Origin of the sequence: Actinomyces bowdenii, assembly GCF_017592395.1 — a bacterium.
In the GTDB taxonomy this organism is placed as follows: Bacteria; Actinomycetota; Actinomycetes; order Actinomycetales; family Actinomycetaceae; genus Actinomyces; species Actinomyces bowdenii.
In genome coordinates this window covers 53662-75429 of the sequence record NZ_JAGFOU010000002.1, presented here as the reverse complement: position 1 = coordinate 75429, position 21768 = coordinate 53662, and the positions used below count along the sequence as shown (strand labels likewise).

The following is a 21768-nucleotide window of genomic DNA, read 5'->3' as shown; positions in this document are numbered from 1 at the left end:
CAAGGGCCCAAAGTCCCGCCACCGCATGGTCCCGTGCCCCGCACGCCTGACATGTCACCGACCAGGAGAGCATCCAATGGAGCCTGTCCTCCTCTTACCAGCCATGAGCATCGCACCCCTCGCCTCCTTCACGCCCTCGACGACGGCCGTGGGCGGCAGCGTGTTCCTCACCGCCGCAGTGGGGCTGGTGCCACTCATAGCCTTCTTCGCGCTCATGGGTGTGCTCAAGGTGGCCACGCACTGGTGCTCGCTCATCTCCCTGGCCCTGGCCTGCATCATCGCCGTCGCCTTCTTCGGCATGCCCGTCCCCATGACCGCGATGAGCGCCGCCCAGGGCGTGGCCATGGGCCTGGTGCCGATCGTCTACATCATCATCGCGGCGGTCTGGCTCTACAACCTCACCGAGGCCTCGGGCCGCTCGGACGACCTGCGGGCCGTGTTCAACACCATCGGCAAGGGCGACATGAGGGCCCAGGCGCTCATCGTCGCCTTCTCCTTCTGCGGGCTGCTGGAGGGCCTGGCGGGCTTCGGCGCGCCCGTGGCCATCGCCGCGGCCATGGTCGCCGCCCTGGGCCTGCCCAAGCTCAGGTCCGCCGCCGTGGTCATGGTCGGCAACGCCATCAACGTGGGCTTCGGGGCCATCGCCATCCCGGTGACCACCGCGGGCAGGCTCGGCGGCCAGGAGCCGGTGGTCGTGGCCTCCTTCATGGGCCACCTGACCTGGGTCCTGTGCGCCTTCATCCCCCTGGTGCTCCTGTTCATCCTCGACGGTGTGCGGGGCGTGCGCCAGCTGTGGCCCCTGGCCATCGTGGCGGGCCTGGCCACCGGCGCCGGGCACTACCTGACGCCGTCGATCTCCTACGAGCTCACCGCGGTCCTGGCCTCCCTGCTGGGCCTGGCCGCCTCCTACCTCTTCCTGCTGGTGTGGACCCCCACCACCCCCCAGGAGCACCGCTCCCGGGTGGCCACTGACGACGCCCCTGACCGCGAGCGCGTGGTGCTGGCCCTGCTGCCCTACGTCCTGGTGGTCATCATCATCGCCGTGACCAAGCTGTGGAGCCTGGGCCTCGACCTGAGCTCGGCCCTGAAGGCCACCGATGTCCCCATCAAGTGGCCCGGCGTCCACGGGCAGCTGCTCACCGCCCAGGGAGAGCCCTCCTCCAGCGCCGTCTACACCCTCCAGACCCTGTCCAACCCGGGCACCTGGATCCTGGTGACCGCCCTCATCGTCACCGCCGTCTACTCGCTGCGCTCCGTGCCGGGGCGCTTCGAGATGAGCCCGCGGCTGAGCGCGGCGACCCTGCTGCGCACCTTCCGCACCCTGCGCCTGGCGGTGGTGACCATCGCCAGCGTCATGGCCCTGGCCTATGTCATGAACTTCTCCGGCCAGACCACGGCCATCGGCGCGGCCCTGGCCACCACGGGGGCGGCCTATGCCTTCCTGTCCCCCGTCCTGGGCTGGCTGGGCACGGCGGTGGCCGGCTCGGCCACCAGCGCGGGAGCGCTGTTCGCCAACCTCCAGGCCACCGCGGCCCAGGGCGCGGGGCTGGACCCGCGGATCCTGCTGGCCGCCAACACCATCGGCGGGGGCCTGGGCAAGATCGTCTCGCCCCAGAACCTGGCCATCGCCTCCACGGCGGTGGACGCCCCGGGGACCGAGGCCGACATCCTGCGCAAGGTCGCCCCCTACTCCCTGGGGCTGCTGCTGGTGCTGTGCACTCTGGTGCTCATCGCCTCCCAGGGCTGGCTCGGCGGCTACCTGCCCGCCTGAGCCGCTCCGGCCCGTGGGTGCCCGCCCCGCGCACCGCCCGCGGCGGGTACCCACGGGCCGCATCGGCATAAACGCACTCCCGCCTGCCTCAATTCAGGCACTTGACGCGCCCGCCGGGCCCGCCGCGGGCCCGGCGGGATCGCCGGCGGCGGCGTCGGCGGATCGGTGCGATGACGGGTCACCGCCAGCGCCGCAGCGGGCGGGAGGGGCCCTCGCGCGCACCGCGGCGGGCAGGGCGCCCGACGGCGGGCATAGGCTGCGGAGCACGGCCCCGAGTTGATCGAGTTGCCTGAGATATCGACAGATCAATCCACGTCAATCCACAACGCCGTGGACGCCATCCGGAGGGAGCCCTCCGGAGCAATCCTGGAGGACTACCGTGCGCATCGCACTCTTCGCGACCTGCCTCGCCGACACCATGTTCCCGCAGGCGGCCCAGGCCACCGTCTCCCTCCTGGAGAGACTGGGCCATGAGGTCCACTTCCCTCCCGGCCAGGTCTGCTGCGGCCAGATGCACGCCAACACCGGCTACTTCACGCAGGCGGCCCGCATCATCCGCAACCACGTGGAGACCTTCTCCCCCGTGCTGGACGGCCAGTGGGACGCCATCGTCATCCCCTCGGGCTCCTGCACGGGGGCCGCGCGCCATGAGCAGCGCCTGGTGGCCGAGCATGTGGGCGATACCGCCCTGGCCGCACGGGTCGAGCAGATCGCCGCCCGCACCTACGACCTCACCGAGCTGCTCATCGACGTCCTGGGCACCGAGGACGTGGGCGCCTACTTCCCGCACACCGTCGCCTACCATCCCACCTGCCACTCGCTGCGGATCGCCAAGGTGGGCGACCGCCCGTACCGCCTCCTCAGGGCGGTCGAGGCCCTCACCCTCATCGACCTGCCCGACGCCGAGGTCTGCTGCGGCTTCGGCGGCACCTTCTCGATGAAGAACTCCGAGACCTCCACCGCCATGCTCGCCGACAAGATGAGCAACGTGATCTCGACGCGCGCCGAGGTCCTGTGCGCCGGCGACTACTCCTGCCTCATGCACATCGGCGGCGGCCTGTCGCGCGTCAACTCCGGGGTGCGCATCATGCACCTGGCCGAGATCCTGGCCTCCACCAAGGACGCCCCCTTCGAGGGCAACATCTCCTTCGCCCCCAGGCACGTCCAGCACGCCGAGAGCCCCCGGCACGCACAGGCGGTGGCACGATGACACAGGTATTCCTGGGCATGCCCCGCACGGGCGGCTGGCGCACCGACGTCGAGCAGCCCGAGGACACGCTGCGCTGGGGCCCCACCTTCCCCCAGGGGGCGCACCGGACCCTGGCCAACACCCAGATGCGCCGCAACCTGGGCCACGCCACGCGCACCATCCGATCCAAGCGCGCCATGCGGGTGGCCGAGATGCCCGACTGGGAGGCGCTGCGCGACGCCGCCGAGGCGGTGAAGTTCGAGGTGGCCTCGCGCCTGCCCGAGCTGCTGGAGCAGTTCGAGGCCAATGTCACCGCCCGCGGCGGGATCGTCCACTGGGCCCGCGACGCCGCCGAGGCCAACCGGATCATCGCCGGCATCATCGCCTCCAAGGGAGTCGACGACGTCGTCAAGGTCAAGTCGATGGCCACTCAGGAGACCAACCTCAACGAGTACCTGGCCGACCGGGGCATCACGGCCCACGAGACGGACCTGGCCGAGATGATCGTCCAGCTCGCCGACGACATGCCCTCCCACATCGTGGTGCCCGCCATCCACCGCAACCGCTCGGAGGTGCGCGGCATCTTCCTGGACCGGATGGAGGGCGCCCCCGGGGATCTGTCCGACGACCCCCAGGAGCTCACGGCCGCGGCCCGCTCCCACCTGCGCCACAAGTTCCTGCGCGCCTCCGTGGCCGTCTCGGGCACCAATATGGGCGTGGCCGAGACCGGCACGGTCTCGGTCTTCGAGTCCGAGGGCAACGGGCGCATGTGCCTGACCCTGCCCGACACCCTCATCACCCTCATGGGGATCGAGAAGCTGGTGCCCCGCTTCCAGGACGTGGAGATCTTCTCCCAGCTCCTGCCGCGCTCGGCCACCGGGGAGCGCATGAACCCCTACACCTCCATGTGGACCGGCGTCACCGAGGGCGACGGGCCCCAGGAGTTCCACCTGGTGCTCATGGACAACGGGCGCACCAAGACCCTGGCCGACCCGGTGGGCCGTCAGGCGCTGGCCTGCATCCGCTGCGGATCGTGCATGAACATCTGCCCCGTCTACCAGCACACCGGCGGGCACGCCTACGGCTCGGTCTACCCCGGTCCGATCGGCTCGATCATCACCCCCCAGCTCACCCAGGGGCTGGCCGAGGACGACCCGGTGCACACCCTGCCCTTCGCCTCCTCCCTGTGCGGTGCCTGCGGGGAGGTGTGCCCGGTCAAGATCGACATCCCCACGATCCTCGTCCACCTGCGGGCCCGCTCCGTGGACGTCAAGCGCCGCGTGGTGCCGGACGTGTGGGACGTGGCGATGAGCGTCTCGGCACCGGTGATGTCCAAGAGCCCGCTGTGGGAGGCCGCTTCGCTCACGGTCAAGGCATCGGCGCTGCTGGGCGGCGAGGAGGGCAGGATCGGGGCCCTGCCCTTCCCCGCATCCCTGTGGACCGGGGCGCGGGACCTGCCGGTGGCGCCCCCGGAGACCTTCCGCCAGTGGTGGCGGCGCACGCACCCCGACGGCAGGACCCCGATGGGGGGTGCGGCCGGCCGCGCCGTGGGCGCCGGCGACGGCTTACCCGCCGATCCGCCCCCGCCTCCCGGCGGGCCGGTCCCCGGCAGCGCGAGCGCCGACGGCGAGCCGTCCCCGGCCCCGCTGGACGCGCGCTCGGCCATCGTCGGCCCCGAGCCGATCGCCCCGGGGGCCAGCGGGGCCCCGGCCGTCCCGACCCGTGAGGAGGAGCTGTGATGGATGCGAGATCCGCGATCCTGGCCCGCGCCCGCGACGCGATCTCGCGGTCCCAGACCCGGCCGGTGGGTGCGGTCCCCCGCGACTACATCCGCTCCGGGGAGAACCCGCCCGGCTCCCCGCCCGTGGTCGACGAGATGATCGAGAAGCTCGAGGACTACTCGGCCAGTGTCGTCGTGGCCCCCCAGGACGCGGCGATCCTGGAGGCCATCGACGAGCTGCTCGGTCCGGCGCGCGCCGTCGTCGTGCCCGCCGGCCTGCCCTCGCACTACAAGGAGGCGGCGGCCCGCTCCGGGCGCGAGCTGTGGGAGGACTCCCGGGAGGAGCCCATCGCCACGCTGCGGCTCGATGAGGCCGACGCGGTGCTCACCTGCTCCCGCCTGGGGATCTCGATCTCGGGCACGATCGTCCTCGACGGCGAGCCCGACCAGGGCCGCCGGGCCATCTCCCTGGTGCCGGACAAGCACGTCGTGGTCCTGGAGCGCGAGTCGATCGTGCCGACGGTGCCGCAGGCGGTCGACATCCTGGGCGAGCACCCCGCGCGGCCGATGACCTGGATCGCCGGCCCCTCGGCCACCAGTGACATCGAGCTGGTGCGCGTCAACGGGGTGCACGGACCGCGCGACCTGCGCGTGGTCGTCGCCCATTGACCCGGCGCCGGGCCGGAGGGTGACGGGCGGGCAGGACCCTCCTGAAGCACCCCTGACATGCTCAGATACCCTCCGGCCTCGGCCATTAGGGTCACCTTGCCTCCCATGACTTATGTCCCATAGGATGATGAGCGTCCTGGCCGGGCAATAGATCTGCTCCGCCGAGTTCGGCGCAGATGCCTGGCACGGGCCCCGCTCCGCGGGTTCATACCGTCATCTCACCGTCGAGGTTTTCATGGTCAAGCGTCAGATGCCCAACCCCAGCGAGATCTTCGAGCTGCTCCAGTTCAAGAAGCCCCAGCTCGACCCCGTGCGCCGCCGCTTGGACTCCGCGCTGACGATATGGGACCTGCGCCGGATCGCCAAGCGCCGCACTCCCGCCGCCGCATTCGACTACACCGACGGCGCCGCCGAGGGGGAGATCTCCCTGCGCCGGGCCCGCCAGGCCTTCCGCGACGTGGAGTTCCACCCCGATGTCCTGCGCCCGGCCATCGACGTCGACACCTCCTGCGAGATCCTGGGCGGGCCCTCGGCCATGCCCTTCGGCATCGCCCCCACCGGCTTCACCCGCCTCATGCAGACCGAGGGGGAGGTCGCCGGTGCGGGGGCCGCGGGCGCCGCGGGGATCCCCTTCACCCTATCCACCCTGGGGACCACCTCCATCGAGGACGTCAAGGCCGCCAACCCCCACGGCCGCAACTGGTTCCAGCTCTACGTCATGCGCAAGCGCGAGATCTCCTACGGGCTGGTCGAGCGCGCTGCGGCCGCCGGCTTCGACACCCTCATGTTCACCGTGGACACCCCGGTGGCCGGGGCCCGCCTGCGCGACAAGCGCAACGGCTTCTCCATCCCGCCGCAGATCACCCCGGGCACCGTGCTCAACGCCATCCCGCGGCCCTGGTGGTGGTTCGACTTCCTGACCACCCCCAAGCTGGAGTTCGCCTCCCTGCAGTCCACCGGCGGCACGGTGGGCGAGCTGCTCGACTCGGCCATGGATCCGACCATCAGTGATGAGGACCTGCGGGTCATCCGGGAGATGTGGCCGGGCAGGATCGTCATCAAGGGGGTTCAGAACGTCCCCGACGCCGTGCGGCTCATCGACCTGGGCGTGGACGGCATCCTGCTGTCCAACCACGGCGGGCGCCAGCTCGACCGCGCCCCCATCCCCTTCCACCTCCTGCCCCAGGTGGTGCGCGAGGTCGGCAAGGACGCCACGATCATGGTGGACACCGGCATCATGAACGGCGCCGATATCGTGGCCGCCACCGCCCTGGGGGCGAAGTTCTCCCTCATCGGCCGGGCCTACCTCTACGGCCTCATGGCCGGCGGGCGACGCGGGGTGGACCGCACCATCGAGATCCTCTCCGAGGAGGTCGTGCGCACCATGAAGCTCCTGGGAGTGGCCAGCATCGAGGAGCTCGAGCCGCGCCACGTCACCCAGCTCACCCGCCTGGTGCCGGTGCGCCCCCAGGTGCGCGAGGCCGCCGCCCAGGTCGGCTGAAGCACTCCGACAGCCGCCGCGAGGAGGCAGGGACGGCGGGTGCCCAGGACTGATGAGGCCCGGGGCACCTGCCGTCCCATTCCCGGCCCTCACCGGGCCCTGCCCTGACCTCGTATCTTTATCCCTGCCGCCGCAACCGCGGCCGGCCCCGACGCCCGTGGCACTCCACGGCGCAACCACCGGCTGGAGGAGAGCCTTCATGTCCCATCGCACCTCAGCGCCCGCAGAGCACGGAGATCCGCCTGAGCCCTCCGCGCCCCTGAGGCCCTCGGGAGACCCTCAGGGCGCCGTCGCCTCGCGCTGGCGGCCCGCAACCCTGCGCACCTCGCCCTCGCGGGAGGACCGCGGCCTCTTCGGCCACCCCAAGGGCCTGCCCTGGATGCTCAACGTCGAGATGTGGGAGCGCTTCTCCTACTACGGGATGCGGGCCATCCTGCTGTACTTCATCACCGACACGGTGGCCAACGGCGGGCTGGGCACCGACCAGAACACCGGGCAGGTGATCCTGGCCGCCTACGGCGCAGCGGTCTACCTCCTGGCGATCCCCGGGGCGATCTTCGCCGACCGCATCATCGGCCCCTGGCCCTCCACCCTCTACGGCGGCGTCATCATCATGACGGGCCACCTGCTCCTGGCGGTCCCCCTGGGCCCCCTGGCCTGGGCGGGGATCGTGTGCGTGGCGGTGGGAACCGGCTTCATCAAGCCCAACCTGTCCACCATCGTGGGCGGGCTCTACGATGACGACGACCCCCGCCGGGATGCCGGCTTCCAGCTGTTCTACATGTCGGTCAATGTGGGCTCCTTCTTCTCCCCGCTGGTCACCGGCTGGCTCAAGGCCCACTACGGCTACCACGCCGGCTTCGCCGCCGCGGCGGTGGGGATGGCCCTGGCCCTGGTGGCCTTCTTCTACGGGCGCAGCCGCCTGTCGGCCTTCGCCTTCGACATCCCCAACCCGCTGCGGGGCAAGGAGAGGCAGAGGCTGCTGCTGGGATCCCTGGCGGCCGTCGCGGGCTTCGCCGCGCTCCTGGCCCTCCTGACCGCCATCACCGGCGAGATGTCCTCCGCGATCGCCTACACCCTGTTCCTGGTGGCCTCGGGCTCCTCACTCGCCTACTTCGTGGTCATGTTCCGCTCCAGGAAGGTCACCGCGCATGAGCGCGGGCACCTGCGCGCCTACATCCCCCTGTGGGTGGGCGCGGTCCTGTTCTGGATGATCTTCGAGCAGGCCTCCGGCAAGATGGCGACCTTCGCCGAGTCCAACACCGACGGGCTCATCCCCTCCCTGGGCTGGGTGATCTCCCCCGAGGCCTACCAGTCGGTCAACCCGGCCGTCGTCGTCCTCCTCGCCCCGGTGCTGGGGCTCCTCTTCACCCGCCGCGCCGGCAGGTTCCCCTCCACGGCGGTCAAGTTCGCCACCGCCGTGCTCATCATCGGCGTCTCGGCCCTCATCATGGGGGCCGGGTTCCAGTGGTGGCCCGGTGCCGATACCGGCCGCCTGGCGCCGTGGTGGTTCCTGGCCGCCGTCTTCGCCTTCCAGACCGTCGGCGAGCTCTTCCTGTCCCCAGTGGGGCTGTCGGTGACCACGGCGCTGGCGCCCAAGTCCTTCGCCTCCCAGGCCATGGCGCTGTGGCTGCTGACCTCGGCGACGGGGCAGGGCATCGCCGCCGTCGTCATCGAGCGCACCGGCGGGGTCTCGGACGCGACCTTCTACTACTGGCTGGGGGCCGTCACCCTGGTGGTGGCCATGGCCTTGTACGCGGTGAGCCCCTGGACCGAGCGCCGGATGAGCGACCTGGGGGTCACGGCCCAGGGATCCTGAGGCCGGGGCCGCCCGCGCTGCCCCAGTGCTCTTCCACCGGCCTGGCGCCGGTCCGGCGCAGGCCCGTGCCCGCACTGATGCGGCTCCCGACGCCCCCGCCCGGTCCGGGCGGGGGCGTCGGGCCCATAGACTGGGATTCCGTGAGCGCCCGCGTCATCCTGCTGACCGGCCCCTCGGGGTCGGGGAAGTCCTCGCTGCTGCGCCGCCTGGGGGTGGCCAGGCTCCCCCTGGACGACTTCTACCGCGGTGGGCACGAGCCGGGGATGCCACTGGTGGGCGGCGGGTCGTCGGGCCCCGAGCCCGTCCAGGACCCGTCCGGGCAGATCGACTGGGACCACCCGGCCTCCTGGGACCGCCAGGCCGCCATGGAGGCGGTCCTGGCTCTGTGCCGGCGGGGGGCCGCGCGGGTGCCCATCTACTCCATCCCCGACAACGCCGCCGTCGGCCAGCGGGAGATGCGCCTCGATCCCGCCTCCCCGGTCCTGGTGGCCGAGGGGGTCTTCGCCGCCGAGCTCGTGGCGCCCTGCCGGGACGCGGGGGTGCTGGCCGACGCCCTGTGCCTGCGGCGCCCGCGCCTGCAGACCTGGTGGTTCCGCCTGCGCCGGGATCTGTCCCAGCACCGCAAGCCCCCGCACATCCTGCTCACCCGGGGCCTGCGGCTGTCCCTGGAGGAGCCCCGGCGCATCGCCCAGTGGGCGGCCAAGGGCTGCCGGCCCGTGGGGGCGGCCCAGTGCGAGGCCCGCATCCGCGCCCTCATGCGGGGCCAGGACCGCCGATAGCCGATAACGCTGCGCGACAGCGGCCGGGGTGCGAGGATGGGGCACGGCGCTGAGCAGCGTAATCGCCCGGATGAGAACAGGAGGCCCCGTGACTGTCCTGACCTCCCAGGAGGCGCTCGCCACGCGCCTGCCCCTCGTACGATTCCGCCCGGGCTACCTCAAGGAGGAGGTCGATGCCCTCATGGAGCGCATCGCCGACACGCTCCAGGCATACGAGGAGCGCACCCGGGGCCCAGCGCCCCTGTAACCCCCTCTTTTCGACAATTTGCATGAGATCGTGCTTTTCCAGCGCTGGAGAAAGCCGATCTCATGCAAATTGTCGAAAGTTAGGCGCGCTTGACGATGGGGAAGGTGATCGTCTCGCGGATGCCCTGGCCGGTCAGGGCCATGAGCACCCGGTCGATGCCCATCCCCATGCCGCCGCAGGGCGGGAAGCCCTGCTCCATGGCCACCAGGAAGTCCTCGTCCAGGACCATCGCCTCAGGGTCGCCCTTGGCCGCGGCCAGCGCCTGGGCCTCGAAGCGCTCGCGCTGGACCACCGGGTCGGCCAGCTCGGAGTAGGCGGTGGCGGTCTCCATGCCGCGGATGTAGAGGTCCCACTTCTCCGTCAGGCCCGGACGGCTGCGGTGGTAGCGGGTCAGGGGCGAGGTGTCCTCGGGGAAGTCGAAGACGAAGGTCGGCTCCCACAGGCTGTTGCCCACGAGCTCCTCGAAGAGGTCCTCGGCGATCTTGCCGGGCACCGCGTAGTCATCGACCTCGATCCCCCGGGCCTCAGCCAGGCGCACCAGCTGCTCGCGCGGGGTCTCCACCGTGATCTCCTCCCCCACGGCCTCGGACAGGGAGGTGTAGAGGTCGATGATCCGCCACTGGCCCGACAGGTCGTACTCGGTGCCATCGGCCAGCGTGACGACCTCCTGGCCCTCGGGCAGGTCGAAGGCCTCCCGGGCGGCGACCTGGATGAGGTCACGGGTCAGCTCGGCCATGCCGTGGTAGTCGGAGTAGGCCTCGTAGGCCTCCAGGGCGGTGAACTCCGGGGAGTGGGAGGAGTCCACGCCCTCGTTGCGGAAGTTGCGGTTGATCTCGAAGACCCGGTCCACCCCGCCCACCACGGCGCGCTTGAGGTAGATCTCCGTGGCGATGCGCAGGTAGAGGTCGGTGTCGAAGGCGTTCATGCGGGTGACGAAGGGGCGCGCCGAGGCCCCGCCGTGGATGACCTGGAGCATGGGGGTCTCCAGCTCCAGGTAGTCGCGGCGGTGGAAGTTCTCGCGGATGGAGCGCACGACGGCGGCCCGCGTGCGCACCATGTCGCGCGCGGCCGGGCGGGTGATGAGGTCGAGCTCGCGACGGCGCACGCGCTGCTCCTCCGAGAGGGTCACCGCCTCCCCGGCCTCATTGGTCCAGGTCTTGGGCAGGGGGCGCAGGGCCTTGGAGGCCAGGCGCCAGGCCGGGACCTCGACGTCCTCATCACCTGCCTGCGCCGGCTCGACCCCCTCGCGCAGCACAGGCTCGGCGAAGACGGAGAGCTCGCCGCGGCGCGAGCAGCCCACGTGCCCGTGGACGAAGAGGTGATCGCCCAGGTCGACGTCGGTCTTGAAGGCCGCCAGGCTGGAGTGGCCCTGGCCCGGCAGCAGCTTGGCCGAGAGCATCGCCTGGAGGGTGGCGCCCGCGCCGTCCTGGAGGGTGACGAAGCACAGCTTGCCGGTGTTGCGCAGGAAGACCACGCGCCCGGCCACGCCCACCAGGTCCCCGGTCTCCTGGCCGGCCTCCAGGTGCCCGAAATCACGGCGGACGGCCGCGATGGTGGTGCTCACCGGCAGGCTCACCGGGTAGGGGTCCCAGCCCTCGGCGCGCAGCCGCTCGCGCTTGCCCGAGCGCACCTCGAACTGCTCCCCGGGGCCCGGGTCCGCCTTGGGCTGGCGGGTGTCGTCGTCGGCCTGGGCGGGGGCGGGAGCGGCGGGGGCCGCAGCGGGGCTCGCGGTGGGGTTCTCGTCAGTCACGACTGGGAGTCTATATGCCCCCTGCGGCCCCATGGCCCGGCCCGACGACGTCGCGCATCGCGAGCCGCGAGCGCGAGCCAGGCGCGGGGCGCGAGCGCGGGTCGGGCGCGCGGACGCGCCGAGCAGCGCACCTACCAGCGCCACGCCAGCGCGCGCACCGGCGGCCACGGCTCTTCCTCGTCGTCGTGCCGCATCGGGGGGGGTCGTTCTGCGGCCACAGCATGCGCACGGGGTCATCAGCCACCACACCGACCGTGACCCGCGCCAGTCGGATCAGCAGGTCCCGGGCCAGGTGGTCAGACCAGATCGTGTCGTTGCACTCCCCCACATCCGGCTCATGGCGGTAGGGCGGGCGCTGCCGGCTCCCGGTGACGGCGACCAGGTAGTCCGCGAGCTCCTGGTCCATGTCGACGGAGGCCTCCTTGAGGACCAGGACTCTCCTGCCCGTCTCCACCGTGATGCTCACGTGGGTCCCATCCCCGTCACGGCCCGAGACGCGCAGGTCCGGGGAGACCAGGCCGGCCTATCGCGCCCGGGCGGACCGCGCCTCGGACAGGGGCAGGCCCGAGGAGCGCAGGCCGCTGGCGGCCTCGTCCTGGGGGACCTGGCCGGGCTCGGTGCCGCGGTCGATCACCCGGTTGCGCTCATCGACGAGGACGACGGCGGGCAGGTAGCTGCGGGCCTGGTCCTCATCGAGCTGGGAGTAGGCGATGAGGATGACGATGTCGCCGGGGTGGACCAGGTGGGCGGCCGCCCCATTGATGCAGATCTCCCCCGCACCGCGCGGTCCGGGGATGACGTAGGTGGACAGGCGGGCGCCGTTGGTGCAGTCCAGGACATCCACGCGCTCCCCGGGCAGCAGATCGGCGGCCTCCAGGAGATCGAGGTCCACGGTGATGGAGCCGACGTAGTCCAGGTCGGCCTGGGTCACGGTGGCGCGGTGGATCTTGGACGTCATCATCGTCCGGGTGCGGGTGCTCATCGCCGCTCAGCGTAGCGCCCCCGCGCCCGGTGCCATCACGGTGGTGAGGGGGACGACAGGCACCGGCCCCAGCGGTCCAGTGCCTTCCGCCAGTGCACAGGCCGCATTCCGCATGCGGGGGTGAGGATGTCCACTGGGGCGCGGGCGGGCAGAGCCGGGCACCTCGACGAGCACGGGCGGGCAGGGCCGGAGCAGTTGGGCGTCACTTCACGACCTGGGCGTCACTTCACGACTTGGGCGTCACTTCGCGACTTGGACGGTGCCTGCAAGGTGCGTCCAAGTCGCGAAACGACGTCGAATCCGCGAAGCGACGCCCTTTGAGGGCCCAGAGGCGCCTCAGCGGCCTGCCCCGGGCGCGCAGCTCACGCGCCCGGCCGCCGCCGGCAGGCTCCGGGGCCCTCAGCCCCGGTCCGCGGGGAGGTCCACCAGGCAGTTGTCGATGAGGCGGGTCGATCCCACCCGTGCGGCCACGGCCAGCAGCGCCCGCCCCGAGCCCCCCGGCCGCTCGCCGCTGATGCCCGACGACGGGGGGAGCCCCGGGCCCTGGCCGGTGAGGTCGGTGAAGGTCGCCGGGTCCACCACAGCCACGTAGTCGGTGATCACGCCGGGGGCCGCATCCAGGACGGCCTGGGCGGCACTGCGCACCTGGGCTGGTCCCGCACCGCCTGCGGACGCCCGGCGCCCGGCCCCCAGCGCCTCGGACAGGGCCAGTGCCCGACGGCGCTCCTCGGCGGTGAGATAGGCATTGCGCGAGCTCATGGCCAGCCCGTCGGGCTCACGCCGGATATCGACCGGGACGATCTCGACGGGGACGGCCAGGTCCTCCACCATGGCGGTGACGATCGCCAGCTGCTGGGCGTCCTTGCGGCCGAACAGCGCCCAGCGGGGCGAGGTCAGGTGCAGCAGGGCCAGGACCACCTGGCACACGCCGGCGAAGTGGGTGGGCCGGGTGCGGCCCTCCAGGACCGTGGACATGGGGCCGGGGTCGATGCGCACGCGCGGCGGGCCATCGGGGTAGATGGCCTCGGGGGCGGGGGCGAAGACCACGAGCCGCCCGACGCCCAGGGCCCCCTCCGGCCCGCGCAGGGCCCGCTCCAGCCCCTCCAGGTCCCCCTCGAGGTCGCGGGGGTAGGAGTCCAGGTCCTCACCGGCGGCGAACTGGAGGGGGTTGACGAAGATGGTGACCACCACGGTCCCGGCCTCTCCCACGCGGCGGACCGCCTCGCGCACGAGGTCGAAGTGCCCCTCATGGAGGGCCCCCATGGTCATCACCACGGCGCGCGGGCCGGGGGCCCGGCCCAGGGCCGCCGCGAGCTCCTCACGGCTGCGGGTGAGCACGGCGCCCGCCCCGCCGGCCGCCGGCGCGGCCGGGTCGGATGACTGAGCCGCGCCGGAGGCGCCGTCGGGTCCGGGGGCGCTCACGGCTGGATCGGTGGGCATCGGTGGCATGCGCTCACGCTAGTGCGCCGCCGCGCCCGGGACGAATCGGGGTCGGAAGGGAGGCAGTCAGCACCGACTGGAGCACTCAGGCCTGCTCCAGGCGGCCCTTGGCGGCCTCGAGCTCGTCGCGCAGGTAGGCGTTCTCCCGCTCCAGCTCCTCAATGCGGTGGTCGCGCGGGGCGATGGCCGCGGCGATCTGCTCCTGCGAGGCGGCGCCGGGCTCCCCGCTCGCCGCACTGACCTGGCCCTCCAGGAGGCGCATGGCGTCGACGACCTCCTCCAGGTAGGCGTCCACCTCCTCCTGCGCGTAGCCCTCACGGGACCTGACGACCTGGAACCTCTTGTTGAGCACGTCATTGGCACTCAGCGGCATTGTCTCCTCCTAGCTCTCAGTGGCGGCCCAGCGGCTCGACACGCAGTCGTGATGGGATCCTATGGTGCCACTCAGGCTCCTGCCCTGCCGACGCCTCTGGGAAACGGCCGGATCACGAATAGGGCACGGCGGTGCGCCGAGGCCCGCCGCAGGGCCCCACTGGCCCACCGGGCCCGGCCTCACCCCGGCGAGGAGGGCGCCGGCTCCCCCGAGCCGTCCGCGCTGGAGCCGGTGCCATCGCCCCGGCCGGGCCCCAGGGCCTCGCGCAGCCTCCGGGCCTGGTCGGCGGTGATCCTCCCCTCGGCCTCGCAGCGCTGCGCAGTGGCCGAGGCCAGCTGCCGGTAGGTCGCCACGACGTCGTCCAGGCCGCCTCCGCGGTCTCGGCTCAACGCCTCCATGGCGGCGACGTGGCCGCGGACCGTCCCGACGTCGGCTCGTGAGACCGGGCCGGTGAGGGCGGCCCCGCCCTCACTCAGGGCGCGGTCGAGGGCGGCGCCCAGGAGGGGCCGCAGGGTTGCCGGGCCGTCCTGGATGCCGGCGGCCTCCAGGACCCGCACGGCCTGCCCCACCAGGGTCACCAGATGGTTGGCGCCGTGGGCCAGGGCGGCGTGGTAGGCGGGCCGGGCCGCGTCCTCCAGGATGAAGGGCTCCCCGCCGAGCTCGACGGCCAGGGCCTGGGCGATGGGCAGGACCGCGGCCGGCGCGGTGACGGCCATGGGGCACCCCACGAGCCGGGCGAGGTCGGTGGACAGGCCGGCGAAGGTCATGGCCGGGTGGAGGGCCAGGGGGATGGCCCCGCCACGCCGGGCGGGCTCCAGGGCGGCGAGCCCGTGGAGCCCCGAGGTGTGGACGACCAGCTGGCCCGGCTGCCAGCGGCCGAGCTCGGCCAGGCCCTGCACCAGCGGGCCCAGGGAGTCGTCGGGGACGGAGAGCAGCACCAGCTCGGCGCGCTCGATGATCTGCTCGACCTCCAGCACGGGGACTCCGGGCAGGAGCATCTCCGCCCGCTCCCGGGAGTCCGCGGAGACGGCGTGCACCCCGACGACCTGGTGGTCCACCGCCCGCAGCGCCGACCCCAGGACGGCCCCGACCCGGCCCGCGGAGATGATCCCCACCCCCAGCCGCCCGGGACGGGAGGCGGCCGATGCGCCCGCAGGTCGGACTGTCGCGTCACTCATGGGCCGATGGTCTCACGGGGCTCAGCCACCGCCCCGGGTCCTCCCGCGGCGCGGCTGAGCCACCGGTCGAGCCGCTCCTCGGAGCGGCGCCGCAGGGCCCGCCGGGAGATCTCGGCGGCCAGCGCCCGGGCGTCCTCGGCGCGCAGGTTGGCGAGCGAGGTGGGCACATCGGTGGCCACCATGTCCAACCGGATCCGCGCCATGGCCCGGCGCCGCGCCCATGGCCCCTGGGTGACCGACAGGGACTGGATGCGCTCGTAGGGCACCACACTCACGCGCCGATGCCACCGGCCATCGCGGATGATGACGCAGGTCCGGGTCAGGGCCAGGGCCTGGCGCCGCCAGGCCAGGGGGGAGAAGAGGCGTCCGCGCGGGGAGATCCGCACGAAGCCGCGCTCGGGCGAGCCCATCGGGGCGGCCGGGTCCCCGACGCCGTCGTCGCCGGCGCCCAGGAGCGCGGAGCGCAGCAGGCCGTCGGGGTCCGGGGCGCCCAGGTCGGGGACCACCAGCCACAGGGCGCGCAGCGCGGTGGCCCTGGCGCCCACGGGCAGGAGCGCGTTCTTCGAGCCGGACTCGCCGGCCTCCTCCTGCCCCTTCTCCCGACCGGCGACGCTGGCACCCACTGCCCACCAGTCCCGGGAGCGCCACAGCAGCGGCTGGCTGAGGCCCACGGCGTGGACGCGCCCGGGAGGCAGGGTCCGGGAGACCTCCGAGGTCAGGCCGTAGCGCATGCGGATGCCGCTGGGTGTCGCTGCCGCCCTGAACCCCCAGCCCCGGTTGAATCGCCCCCACAGCATGGTGATGACGCCCACGGGGGCCGCCAGGACCGACAGCATGCCGCCCCATGATGACAGCCCCGGGCGCAGGCCGCCGAGGACCACCGCGCCCACGGCGCCGAGCACGAGCAGCAGCAGGAGCAGGCATCCTGCCACCAGGCTGCCGCTGCGCAGCATGGAGGCCAGGAGCATCCCCGTGCCGACCTGGTAGAGGGGGTGCTCCTCAACCCGGACCGGGGATGCCAGCCGCGGAGCGGCGGCGGCCTCCTCGAAGCCTGCGAGCCCGGGGCCCACCGGGGCTCCCGGGCGCCGGTCCTGCGGGGGCGCCTCGACGGCGTCCAGCCCGCCGGCCGCCGCGCCGTCCACAGGTGCGGCACCGCCGTGCGGGCCTGCCGCCCCGGGAAGGACCCTGGCCTCACCGGCGCCCTCCTGGGGCTCCTCCTGCGCGCCGGCGGCCAGGACCAGGATGCGGTCGCGCAGGGCCTCCAGCTGCCAGGTGCGCAGGTAGCCGATGACCACCCGGGAGTCCTTGCCCCCGGCGACCTCCACCGTCAGCTGGCCCAGGCCGAGGATGCGCCCCAGGAGCGGGTGGACGACGTCGACGGACTGGATGCGCGGCAGGCGGGCGGTGCGCAGCTGGCGGAAGAGCACGCCGGTGCGCAGGTAGACCCCGTGGGCATCCACGGCGTAGGAGCGGCGGTGCCAGGACAGCAGGCCGATCGCCGCCCATCCCAGCACGAGGAGCAGGACGCCCAGGAGGAAGTAGAGGAGGTAGTCGCCCACGACGGTGCCGTGGCGGCGCACGAAGCGGTAGGCCTCGATGATCTCGTCCAGGTTCTGGACGGTCACGAAGGCCATGATCCCGGTGGCGATCTTCCACCCCTCGAGCAAGGGGGTGATGAGGGAGACGCGCTGCCAGGTGACGTCCTGCGGGAGCTCGATGCGGCGCGCCTGCCGCTGCCGCCGCCCGGCACCGGTGCTGCGGGGATGCGCCTGCTCGCTCACAGACCGGCCATCCTCTCCTCGCCGCGCTGGGACAGGACCTGGCGCAGGTGCTCGGCCTGATCCACCGGCAGCCCGTCGATGGTGGCGTCGGTGCCGGCCGAGGCCGTGTGGAGCTTGACCTCGGCGATGCCCAGTCGCGCGGCCAGCGGCCCCTGGGAGGTGTCCACGAACTGCATGCGGCCGTAGGGGATGACCGAGACGGAGCGGAACATGACCCCCTGGCGCCACAGCAGATGGTCCTCGGTCAGGGCGTAGCCCATGGCCCGCACCTGGCGGGGGATGAACCACAGCTCCACGGCCATGAGGGCCGTGCCGGCCCCGGTCATGATGTGGAACCAGGGGCTGACCAGCACCCCCAGCGTGATCCCCACCGCCACCAGGACCGCGTTGACCAGGCCGCCGCCCAGGAGGCGCGCGGTGATGAGCCTGGGTGAGACGGGCTGGAAGTCCACTCCCTCGGGGGCGAAGGGATCTGCGGCGGGCGCGCTCCTGGGGCTCCTCATGGCAATGGTCTAGCAGATACGGCATCAGCCGTCACGCACCGCTCCCCAGGCCCGCCGGCGGGCGCCGCGCCGGCTCTCAGGCCGGGGCGCCGCCCTCGGCGCCCTCCCCGGGGGTCTCATCATCGTCCTCGGAGATGGCGCACCAGTGCTCCACGAGGAAGCCGATGAGGCACCACAGCCCGCAGGCCACCAGGCTCGCAGCGGCACTCCAGGCGAGGTGGGCCATGGCGGGTGAGGGTGGCGCCAGGACCGCCAGGGCCAGCTGTCCGGCATAGGCGCCGCCGACGGCGGCGCCCACGATCGCCGAGGCCTGCGCGGCGGCCGCGGTGGTCGCGGCGCCGGTGAGGGTGATCCAGGTGCGCCGGCGGGCGCGCAGGCGCCGCACGGCCAGTCCGCAGGTCAGCACGACGGCGGAGATCGCCAGGGCGGCCACCGCGCCCCAGGGGGTCAGGCCCGGCACCCAGCCCCGGTGGCGCATGACCGTCTCCCCCACCACCCAGGTGGTCACCGAGACGACCGCGAACCAGGCCAGGGCGCTGGTCCAGCGGGTGCGCCGCATCAGGAGCCCTGACGGGGCCCCATCCCGTCAGTGCCTCCAATGACCTCGTTCCACTGCAGGGGGGCCTCCCAGGAGTCCTCCTCGCCGACCTGGGGCACGGAGAGCGGCTCGGGCTCCTGGGGCCGGGGCGCCTGCCCGGGGGCCTGTGCCGCGTCCACGGGCACGGCGTAATCGGTGCCGAAGGAGGCCGCTGCGAAGGGGTTGTCGGCCTCCAGGCCGGCCGGCTCGGGGCCGGGGCCGTGAACGGCCTGGGGGGCTCCGCCGGAGGGCGCTTCGGCGTCGGGGGCTGCCTGCTGGCCGTACTGGTCCCCGTAGCGCTCCTGGGCCTCCCGGGCGCCCTGGGCACCGGCGTCCTGAGGCGGCAGATCGCCGATCCCGGCCAGGTACTCGGCGGCGAGCTCGGCGTCGATGACGGACTGCTCGTTGCGGGTGGCGTTGAAGACCTGCTCGACGGGCTCGGGGTCCTCATCGACGACGGGCGGGGCCACGTAGGGCCCGGTGGGCTTCTCCGGGATGTTGTCCGTGTCGAGCCAGTCGAAGGCCAGCCAGCGCAGGCCGGAGCGGTCGGGGGCCTGCTCGGCCAGCTCGGTGACGGTGCGCCCGCCCAGCTCGGCGAAGGGGTCGGCCTGGGACCAGGGAACCAGGACGAAGGCGCGCTCGTGGGCATGGGCGTGGGGCAGGGTCAGCTCGGGATCCCGGCTGTCCACGCCCTCAACCGTCACCAGGTCGACGTCGAGGGTGCGCGGGCCCCAGTGCTGAGTGCGCACGCGGCCGGCATCGGACTCCAGGGCCTGGCACACGGCCAGCAGCTCGCGCGGCGAGAGGGTGGTCAGGACCGTGACGACCGTGTTGAGGTAGTCGGGCTGGGGCTCACCGCCCTCGGGGACCACGGCCACCGTGCGGGCCAGGGGCCCGACCTGGATGACCTCGATGCCCTCGGTGCCCTTGAGGGAGCGCACCGCTGCGCGCAGGGTGACCAGCAGGTGACCGGCGTTGGCGCCCAGGGCGAAGACGGCGCCCACGGGCCGGCCCGGGCGCTGCTCCAGCGGATCGGCCGGGGCGGGCGCGGCGAAGGGGGCCGCCCCCGGGGCCGGCTCCACGGGCTCCGCCGGGGCCGCCGGAGGATCGGCGGGGGAGGCGGTGCCCAGCGCCGGGGAGATCGGCGCCGGGGACGGGGCACCGCCCACGGCTGCGTCGACCTGGTGCCCGCCGTCCACGGGCGGGCCGTCCACGAGGCCGAGTGCCGCCTCATCCGGGGCCGGGGCGGGGCCCGCCGCCTCGGCGGCCGCGTGCTCGGGGCCTGCGTGGGACAGCGGTGAGGCGGGGACGGCGTCGACGCCGAAGGCGTCGACGGCCTGGGAGGGCTCCGGCGCCAGGGGGGAGTCGGGGTCGGAGTGGGCCATGAGGGGCTCCTGCCCGCCCTCGGGCGGCTCGGCCGTTCCGGCCGGGTAGGCGCTCGCCCCACCGGTGAGGGGCTCGGCCCCCGCCTCCGGCTCTCCGGCCCCGGGCAGGCCCACGAGGCCGGCGCTGCGCGCGGGATCCGGCTCATCGGCCGAGTCGACGGCGGCATCGCCGCTGGGCTCGGCGCGGTGGCGCCCCTCCCCAGGCAGCTGGACGGGCAGGCCCGTGGGCAGGGACTCCACCGGGGCGGAGTCCTCCGAGGCCGCGGCGCGGGCCTCGGCGGGGGCGCCGTCAGCACCGTCGGCGCCGTCAGCGCCGCCCATGGCAGAGACGGGCTCGAAGGCACCGACGGGATCGGCCTCGGGCAGGCCGAGACCCGGCTCGGCACCATCAGGGCCATCCAGGAGTGAGGCGGCGCCCGGCTCGGAGTCGGCCTCCCGCGCCGAGGGCGGGGCCTGGCCGGTCTCGGGCCCGCCCAGGCCCAGGGGGTCCTCAGCGGAGGGCCCGGGGGCCGGGGCCCCGGCGTCGGCGGCCTCGCTCATCCACTGGTCGGGGGCCCAGGGGTCCGATGCGGGCGACTGGGCGGCGGGCGGGGGCGCGGCCTGGAGCGGCGGGGCCGCCACGCCGAGGGCTGCGGGCCCGGGCTCGGCCGGCTCGGCGCGGTGGGAGGTGAAGCGGCGCGGCTCAGCGGGGGCCTGCTCCTCCTCGGCGGGCTCGGCCGCGTGAGCCCCGGCAGACTGGCCGACCGACTCGGAGGTGCGGTAGATGGTCATCGCCACGTCCTCGAAGGCGACATCCAGCGGCGCCTGGGGCTTGTGCACCGTGATCTCGGCGGCCAGGACCCGGGGGTAGGCCAGGACGCGCTCGGCGATCCGGTCCGCCAGGGCCTCCAGGAGGTTGACGGGCTCCCCCTCGATGACCGTGACCACGGCGTTGGCCACGGAGGAGTAGTCCACGGCATCGTCGAGGCTGTCGGTGACGGCGGCCACCGCGGTGCCGCGGGGGCCCAGGTCGAGGGTGACGTCCACGGTGAAGAGCTGGCCCTCCTCCCGTTCGAAGGGCAGGACGCCGTGATGGCCACGGGCTGACAGCCCGACCAGGCGGATCCGGTCGGTGGTCGCGTTGACGGTGGTGCTCACTGGTGTTCCTTCCAGAGGGAGGCGGTGCGAAGAGCATCCCGGTTGGCCGGGACCTCGTGGACTCTCACGGCCCAGGCGCCGGCGGCGGCGGCCAGGGCGGTGGCGGCGGCAGTGGCGGCGTCGCGCTGGACGGGGGCGGCCCCGGGCCCGGCGGCCAGGCCCAGGAAGCGCTTGCGGGAGGCCCCGATGAGCAGGGGGCGGCCCAGGTCGGCGGTCAGGCGGGCGGTGGCGGCCAGGAGCTGCCAGGACTGCTCATGGGTCTTGGCGAAGCCGAGGCCGGGGTCCAGGACCACCTGGGCGGGATCCGCTCCGGCGGCCTCCAGCCCGGCCAGGCGCAGGCGCAGCTCGGACTCCACCCCGGCCACGACGCCGTCGGGATAGTCGGTGAGCGCGTCCATGGTCTCGGGGCTGCCGCGCCAGTGCTGGCAGACGTAGACCACGCCCGACTCGGCGACGAGCCGGTGCATGGCGGGATCCGCCAGGCCCCCGGAGACGTCGTTGATGATGAGCGCCCCGGCCTCGATGGCGGCCGCGGCCGTGACGGCGCGGGTGGTGTCCACCGAGACGACGGCGCCCTGCGCGGCGAGCTCGCGCACCACCGGCAGGATCCGCTCGCGCTCCTGGTCGGGGCTGACGCGCTGGGCGCCGGGGCGGGTGGACTCCCCGCCAATGTCCAGCAGGTCCGCGCCCTGGTCCAGCAGCTCACGGCCGTGGGCCAGGGCCGCCTCATGGCTGTCCCACCGGCCGCCGTCGGAGAAGGAGTCCGGGGTGATGTTGACGATGGCCATGAGCAGGGTCCGACCGCGCGGCAGCGAGTCCGGCAGGGGCGCCGGGGCGGTGGCGGTCGGAGAAGTCACGGGCCCAGGCTAACGGCTGGGCCGTCCCTGTGGGAGGACCGTGGCCTTTTCCGCCCGTCGCGAGCCGCCGGGCCCGGTCCCCGTGGGCCGGGGGCGGGCCTCATCCGAAA

The 21768-nt window shown here is 73.4% G+C and carries 19 protein-coding genes; 8 read left to right on the top strand and 11 right to left on the bottom strand.

Annotated elements, in window-relative coordinates; translation table 11 throughout:
* Nucleotides 1-103: 103 nt before the first annotated feature.
* The 8 genes from J5X07_RS01450 to J5X07_RS01415 all read left to right on the top strand — a co-directional run bounded on the left by J5X07_RS01450 (nt 104) and on the right by J5X07_RS01415 (nt 9695).
* Entirely contained in the window at nt 104-1771 is a 1668-nt protein-coding gene (locus J5X07_RS01450; protein ID WP_243896264.1) for an L-lactate permease, read from the top strand.
* 379 nt (nt 1772-2150) lie between these two features.
* The gene (locus J5X07_RS01445; protein ID WP_124932735.1) at nt 2151-2981 is read left to right on the top strand and encodes a (Fe-S)-binding protein; all 831 of its coding nucleotides are present in this window, start codon (nt 2151-2153) and stop codon (nt 2979-2981) included.
* On the top strand, nt 2978-4699 hold the full coding sequence (locus J5X07_RS01440) for a LutB/LldF family L-lactate oxidation iron-sulfur protein (RefSeq protein WP_124932736.1): 1722 nt from the start codon (nt 2978-2980) through the stop codon (nt 4697-4699). Before J5X07_RS01445 ends, J5X07_RS01440 begins: the two co-directional genes overlap by 4 nt.
* Complete coding sequence (locus tag J5X07_RS01435; protein WP_208478432.1) at nt 4699-5349, top strand: LutC/YkgG family protein; 651 nt, start codon at nt 4699-4701, stop codon at nt 5347-5349. The genes J5X07_RS01440 and J5X07_RS01435 overlap by 1 nt, the downstream gene beginning before the upstream one ends.
* A gap of 235 nt (nt 5350-5584) precedes the next feature.
* Entirely contained in the window at nt 5585-6850 is a 1266-nt protein-coding gene (locus tag J5X07_RS01430; RefSeq protein WP_124932738.1) for an alpha-hydroxy acid oxidase, read from the top strand.
* A 199-nt stretch (nt 6851-7049) separates the two neighbouring features.
* Nucleotides 7050-8669 (top strand): peptide MFS transporter, encoded by a 1620-nt coding sequence (locus J5X07_RS01425; protein ID WP_124932739.1) that lies wholly within the window; start codon nt 7050-7052, stop codon nt 8667-8669.
* A 140-nt stretch (nt 8670-8809) separates the two neighbouring features.
* A complete protein-coding gene (locus J5X07_RS01420) occupies nt 8810-9448 on the top strand; it encodes a uridine kinase family protein (RefSeq protein ID WP_208478431.1) in 639 nt (212 codons plus the stop codon).
* An 88-nt stretch (nt 9449-9536) separates the two neighbouring features.
* A complete protein-coding gene (locus tag J5X07_RS01415; protein WP_124932741.1) occupies nt 9537-9695 on the top strand; it encodes a DivIVA domain-containing protein in 159 nt (52 codons plus the stop codon).
* A 79-nt stretch (nt 9696-9774) separates the two neighbouring features.
* Here J5X07_RS01415 and J5X07_RS01410 read toward each other — a convergent pair whose 3' ends face one another.
* From J5X07_RS01410 to folP, 11 genes are all read right to left on the bottom strand, one after another.
* On the bottom strand, nt 9775-11445 hold the full coding sequence (locus tag J5X07_RS01410) for a lysine--tRNA ligase (protein WP_124932742.1): 1671 nt from the start codon (nt 11443-11445) through the stop codon (nt 9775-9777).
* A gap of 10 nt (nt 11446-11455) precedes the next feature.
* Nucleotides 11456-11911, bottom strand: a complete 456-nt coding sequence (locus J5X07_RS01405; protein WP_208478430.1) for a hypothetical protein — start codon at nt 11909-11911, stop codon at nt 11456-11458.
* 57 nt (nt 11912-11968) lie between these two features.
* Nucleotides 11969-12427, bottom strand: a complete 459-nt coding sequence (panD, locus tag J5X07_RS01400; RefSeq protein ID WP_124932744.1) for an aspartate 1-decarboxylase — start codon at nt 12425-12427, stop codon at nt 11969-11971.
* 399 nt (nt 12428-12826) lie between these two features.
* The gene (panC, locus tag J5X07_RS01395) at nt 12827-13876 is read right to left on the bottom strand and encodes a pantoate--beta-alanine ligase (protein WP_243896260.1); all 1050 of its coding nucleotides are present in this window, start codon (nt 13874-13876) and stop codon (nt 12827-12829) included.
* A gap of 76 nt (nt 13877-13952) precedes the next feature.
* Nucleotides 13953-14240, bottom strand: a complete 288-nt coding sequence (locus tag J5X07_RS01390; RefSeq protein WP_124932745.1) for a DivIVA domain-containing protein — start codon at nt 14238-14240, stop codon at nt 13953-13955.
* Between the two features lie 179 nt (nt 14241-14419).
* Nucleotides 14420-15418: a Rossmann-like and DUF2520 domain-containing protein gene (locus J5X07_RS01385; RefSeq protein WP_208478429.1), complete on the bottom strand. Its 999-nt coding sequence runs from the start codon at nt 15416-15418 to the stop codon at nt 14420-14422.
* Complete coding sequence (locus tag J5X07_RS01380) at nt 15415-17199, bottom strand: PH domain-containing protein (RefSeq protein ID WP_208478428.1); 1785 nt, start codon at nt 17197-17199, stop codon at nt 15415-15417. Before J5X07_RS01380 ends, J5X07_RS01385 begins: the two co-directional genes overlap by 4 nt.
* On the bottom strand, nt 17196-17702 hold the full coding sequence (locus J5X07_RS01375) for a PH domain-containing protein (protein WP_208478427.1): 507 nt from the start codon (nt 17700-17702) through the stop codon (nt 17196-17198). Before J5X07_RS01375 ends, J5X07_RS01380 begins: the two co-directional genes overlap by 4 nt.
* A gap of 76 nt (nt 17703-17778) precedes the next feature.
* Nucleotides 17779-18261 carry a DUF3180 family protein gene (locus J5X07_RS01370; protein ID WP_124932749.1) on the bottom strand — a complete coding sequence of 161 codons (483 nt, stop codon included), beginning with the start codon at nt 18259-18261 and terminating at the stop codon, nt 17779-17781.
* On the bottom strand, nt 18261-20801 hold the full coding sequence (gene folK, locus J5X07_RS01365; protein ID WP_208478426.1) for a 2-amino-4-hydroxy-6-hydroxymethyldihydropteridine diphosphokinase: 2541 nt from the start codon (nt 20799-20801) through the stop codon (nt 18261-18263). The genes J5X07_RS01370 and folK overlap by 1 nt, the downstream gene beginning before the upstream one ends.
* The gene (gene folP, locus J5X07_RS01360) at nt 20798-21589 is read right to left on the bottom strand and encodes a dihydropteroate synthase (protein ID WP_208478473.1); all 792 of its coding nucleotides are present in this window, start codon (nt 21587-21589) and stop codon (nt 20798-20800) included. The genes folK and folP overlap by 4 nt, the downstream gene beginning before the upstream one ends.
* Nucleotides 21590-21768 lie beyond the last annotated feature (179 nt).

Coding starts and splice junctions, on each gene's coding strand:
- J5X07_RS01450 (WP_243896264.1), top strand. CDS start 104: ATGAGCATCGCACCCCTCGCCTCCTTCACGCCCTCGACGACGGCCGTG.
- J5X07_RS01440 (WP_124932736.1), top strand. CDS start 2,978: ATGACACAGGTATTCCTGGGCATGCCCCGCACGGGCGGCTGGCGCACC.
- J5X07_RS01435 (WP_208478432.1), top strand. CDS start 4,699: ATGGATGCGAGATCCGCGATCCTGGCCCGCGCCCGCGACGCGATCTCG.
- J5X07_RS01430 (WP_124932738.1), top strand. CDS start 5,585: ATGGTCAAGCGTCAGATGCCCAACCCCAGCGAGATCTTCGAGCTGCTC.
- J5X07_RS01425 (WP_124932739.1), top strand. CDS start 7,050: ATGTCCCATCGCACCTCAGCGCCCGCAGAGCACGGAGATCCGCCTGAG.
- panD (WP_124932744.1), bottom strand. CDS start 12,427: ATGAGCACCCGCACCCGGACGATGATGACGTCCAAGATCCACCGCGCC.
- panC (WP_243896260.1), bottom strand. CDS start 13,876: ATGCCACCGATGCCCACCGATCCAGCCGTGAGCGCCCCCGGACCCGAC.
- J5X07_RS01390 (WP_124932745.1), bottom strand. CDS start 14,240: ATGCCGCTGAGTGCCAATGACGTGCTCAACAAGAGGTTCCAGGTCGTC.
- J5X07_RS01385 (WP_208478429.1), bottom strand. CDS start 15,418: ATGAGTGACGCGACAGTCCGACCTGCGGGCGCATCGGCCGCCTCCCGT.
- J5X07_RS01375 (WP_208478427.1), bottom strand. CDS start 17,702: ATGAGGAGCCCCAGGAGCGCGCCCGCCGCAGATCCCTTCGCCCCCGAG.
- J5X07_RS01370 (WP_124932749.1), bottom strand. CDS start 18,261: ATGCGGCGCACCCGCTGGACCAGCGCCCTGGCCTGGTTCGCGGTCGTC.
- folP (WP_208478473.1), bottom strand. CDS start 21,589: ATGGCCATCGTCAACATCACCCCGGACTCCTTCTCCGACGGCGGCCGG.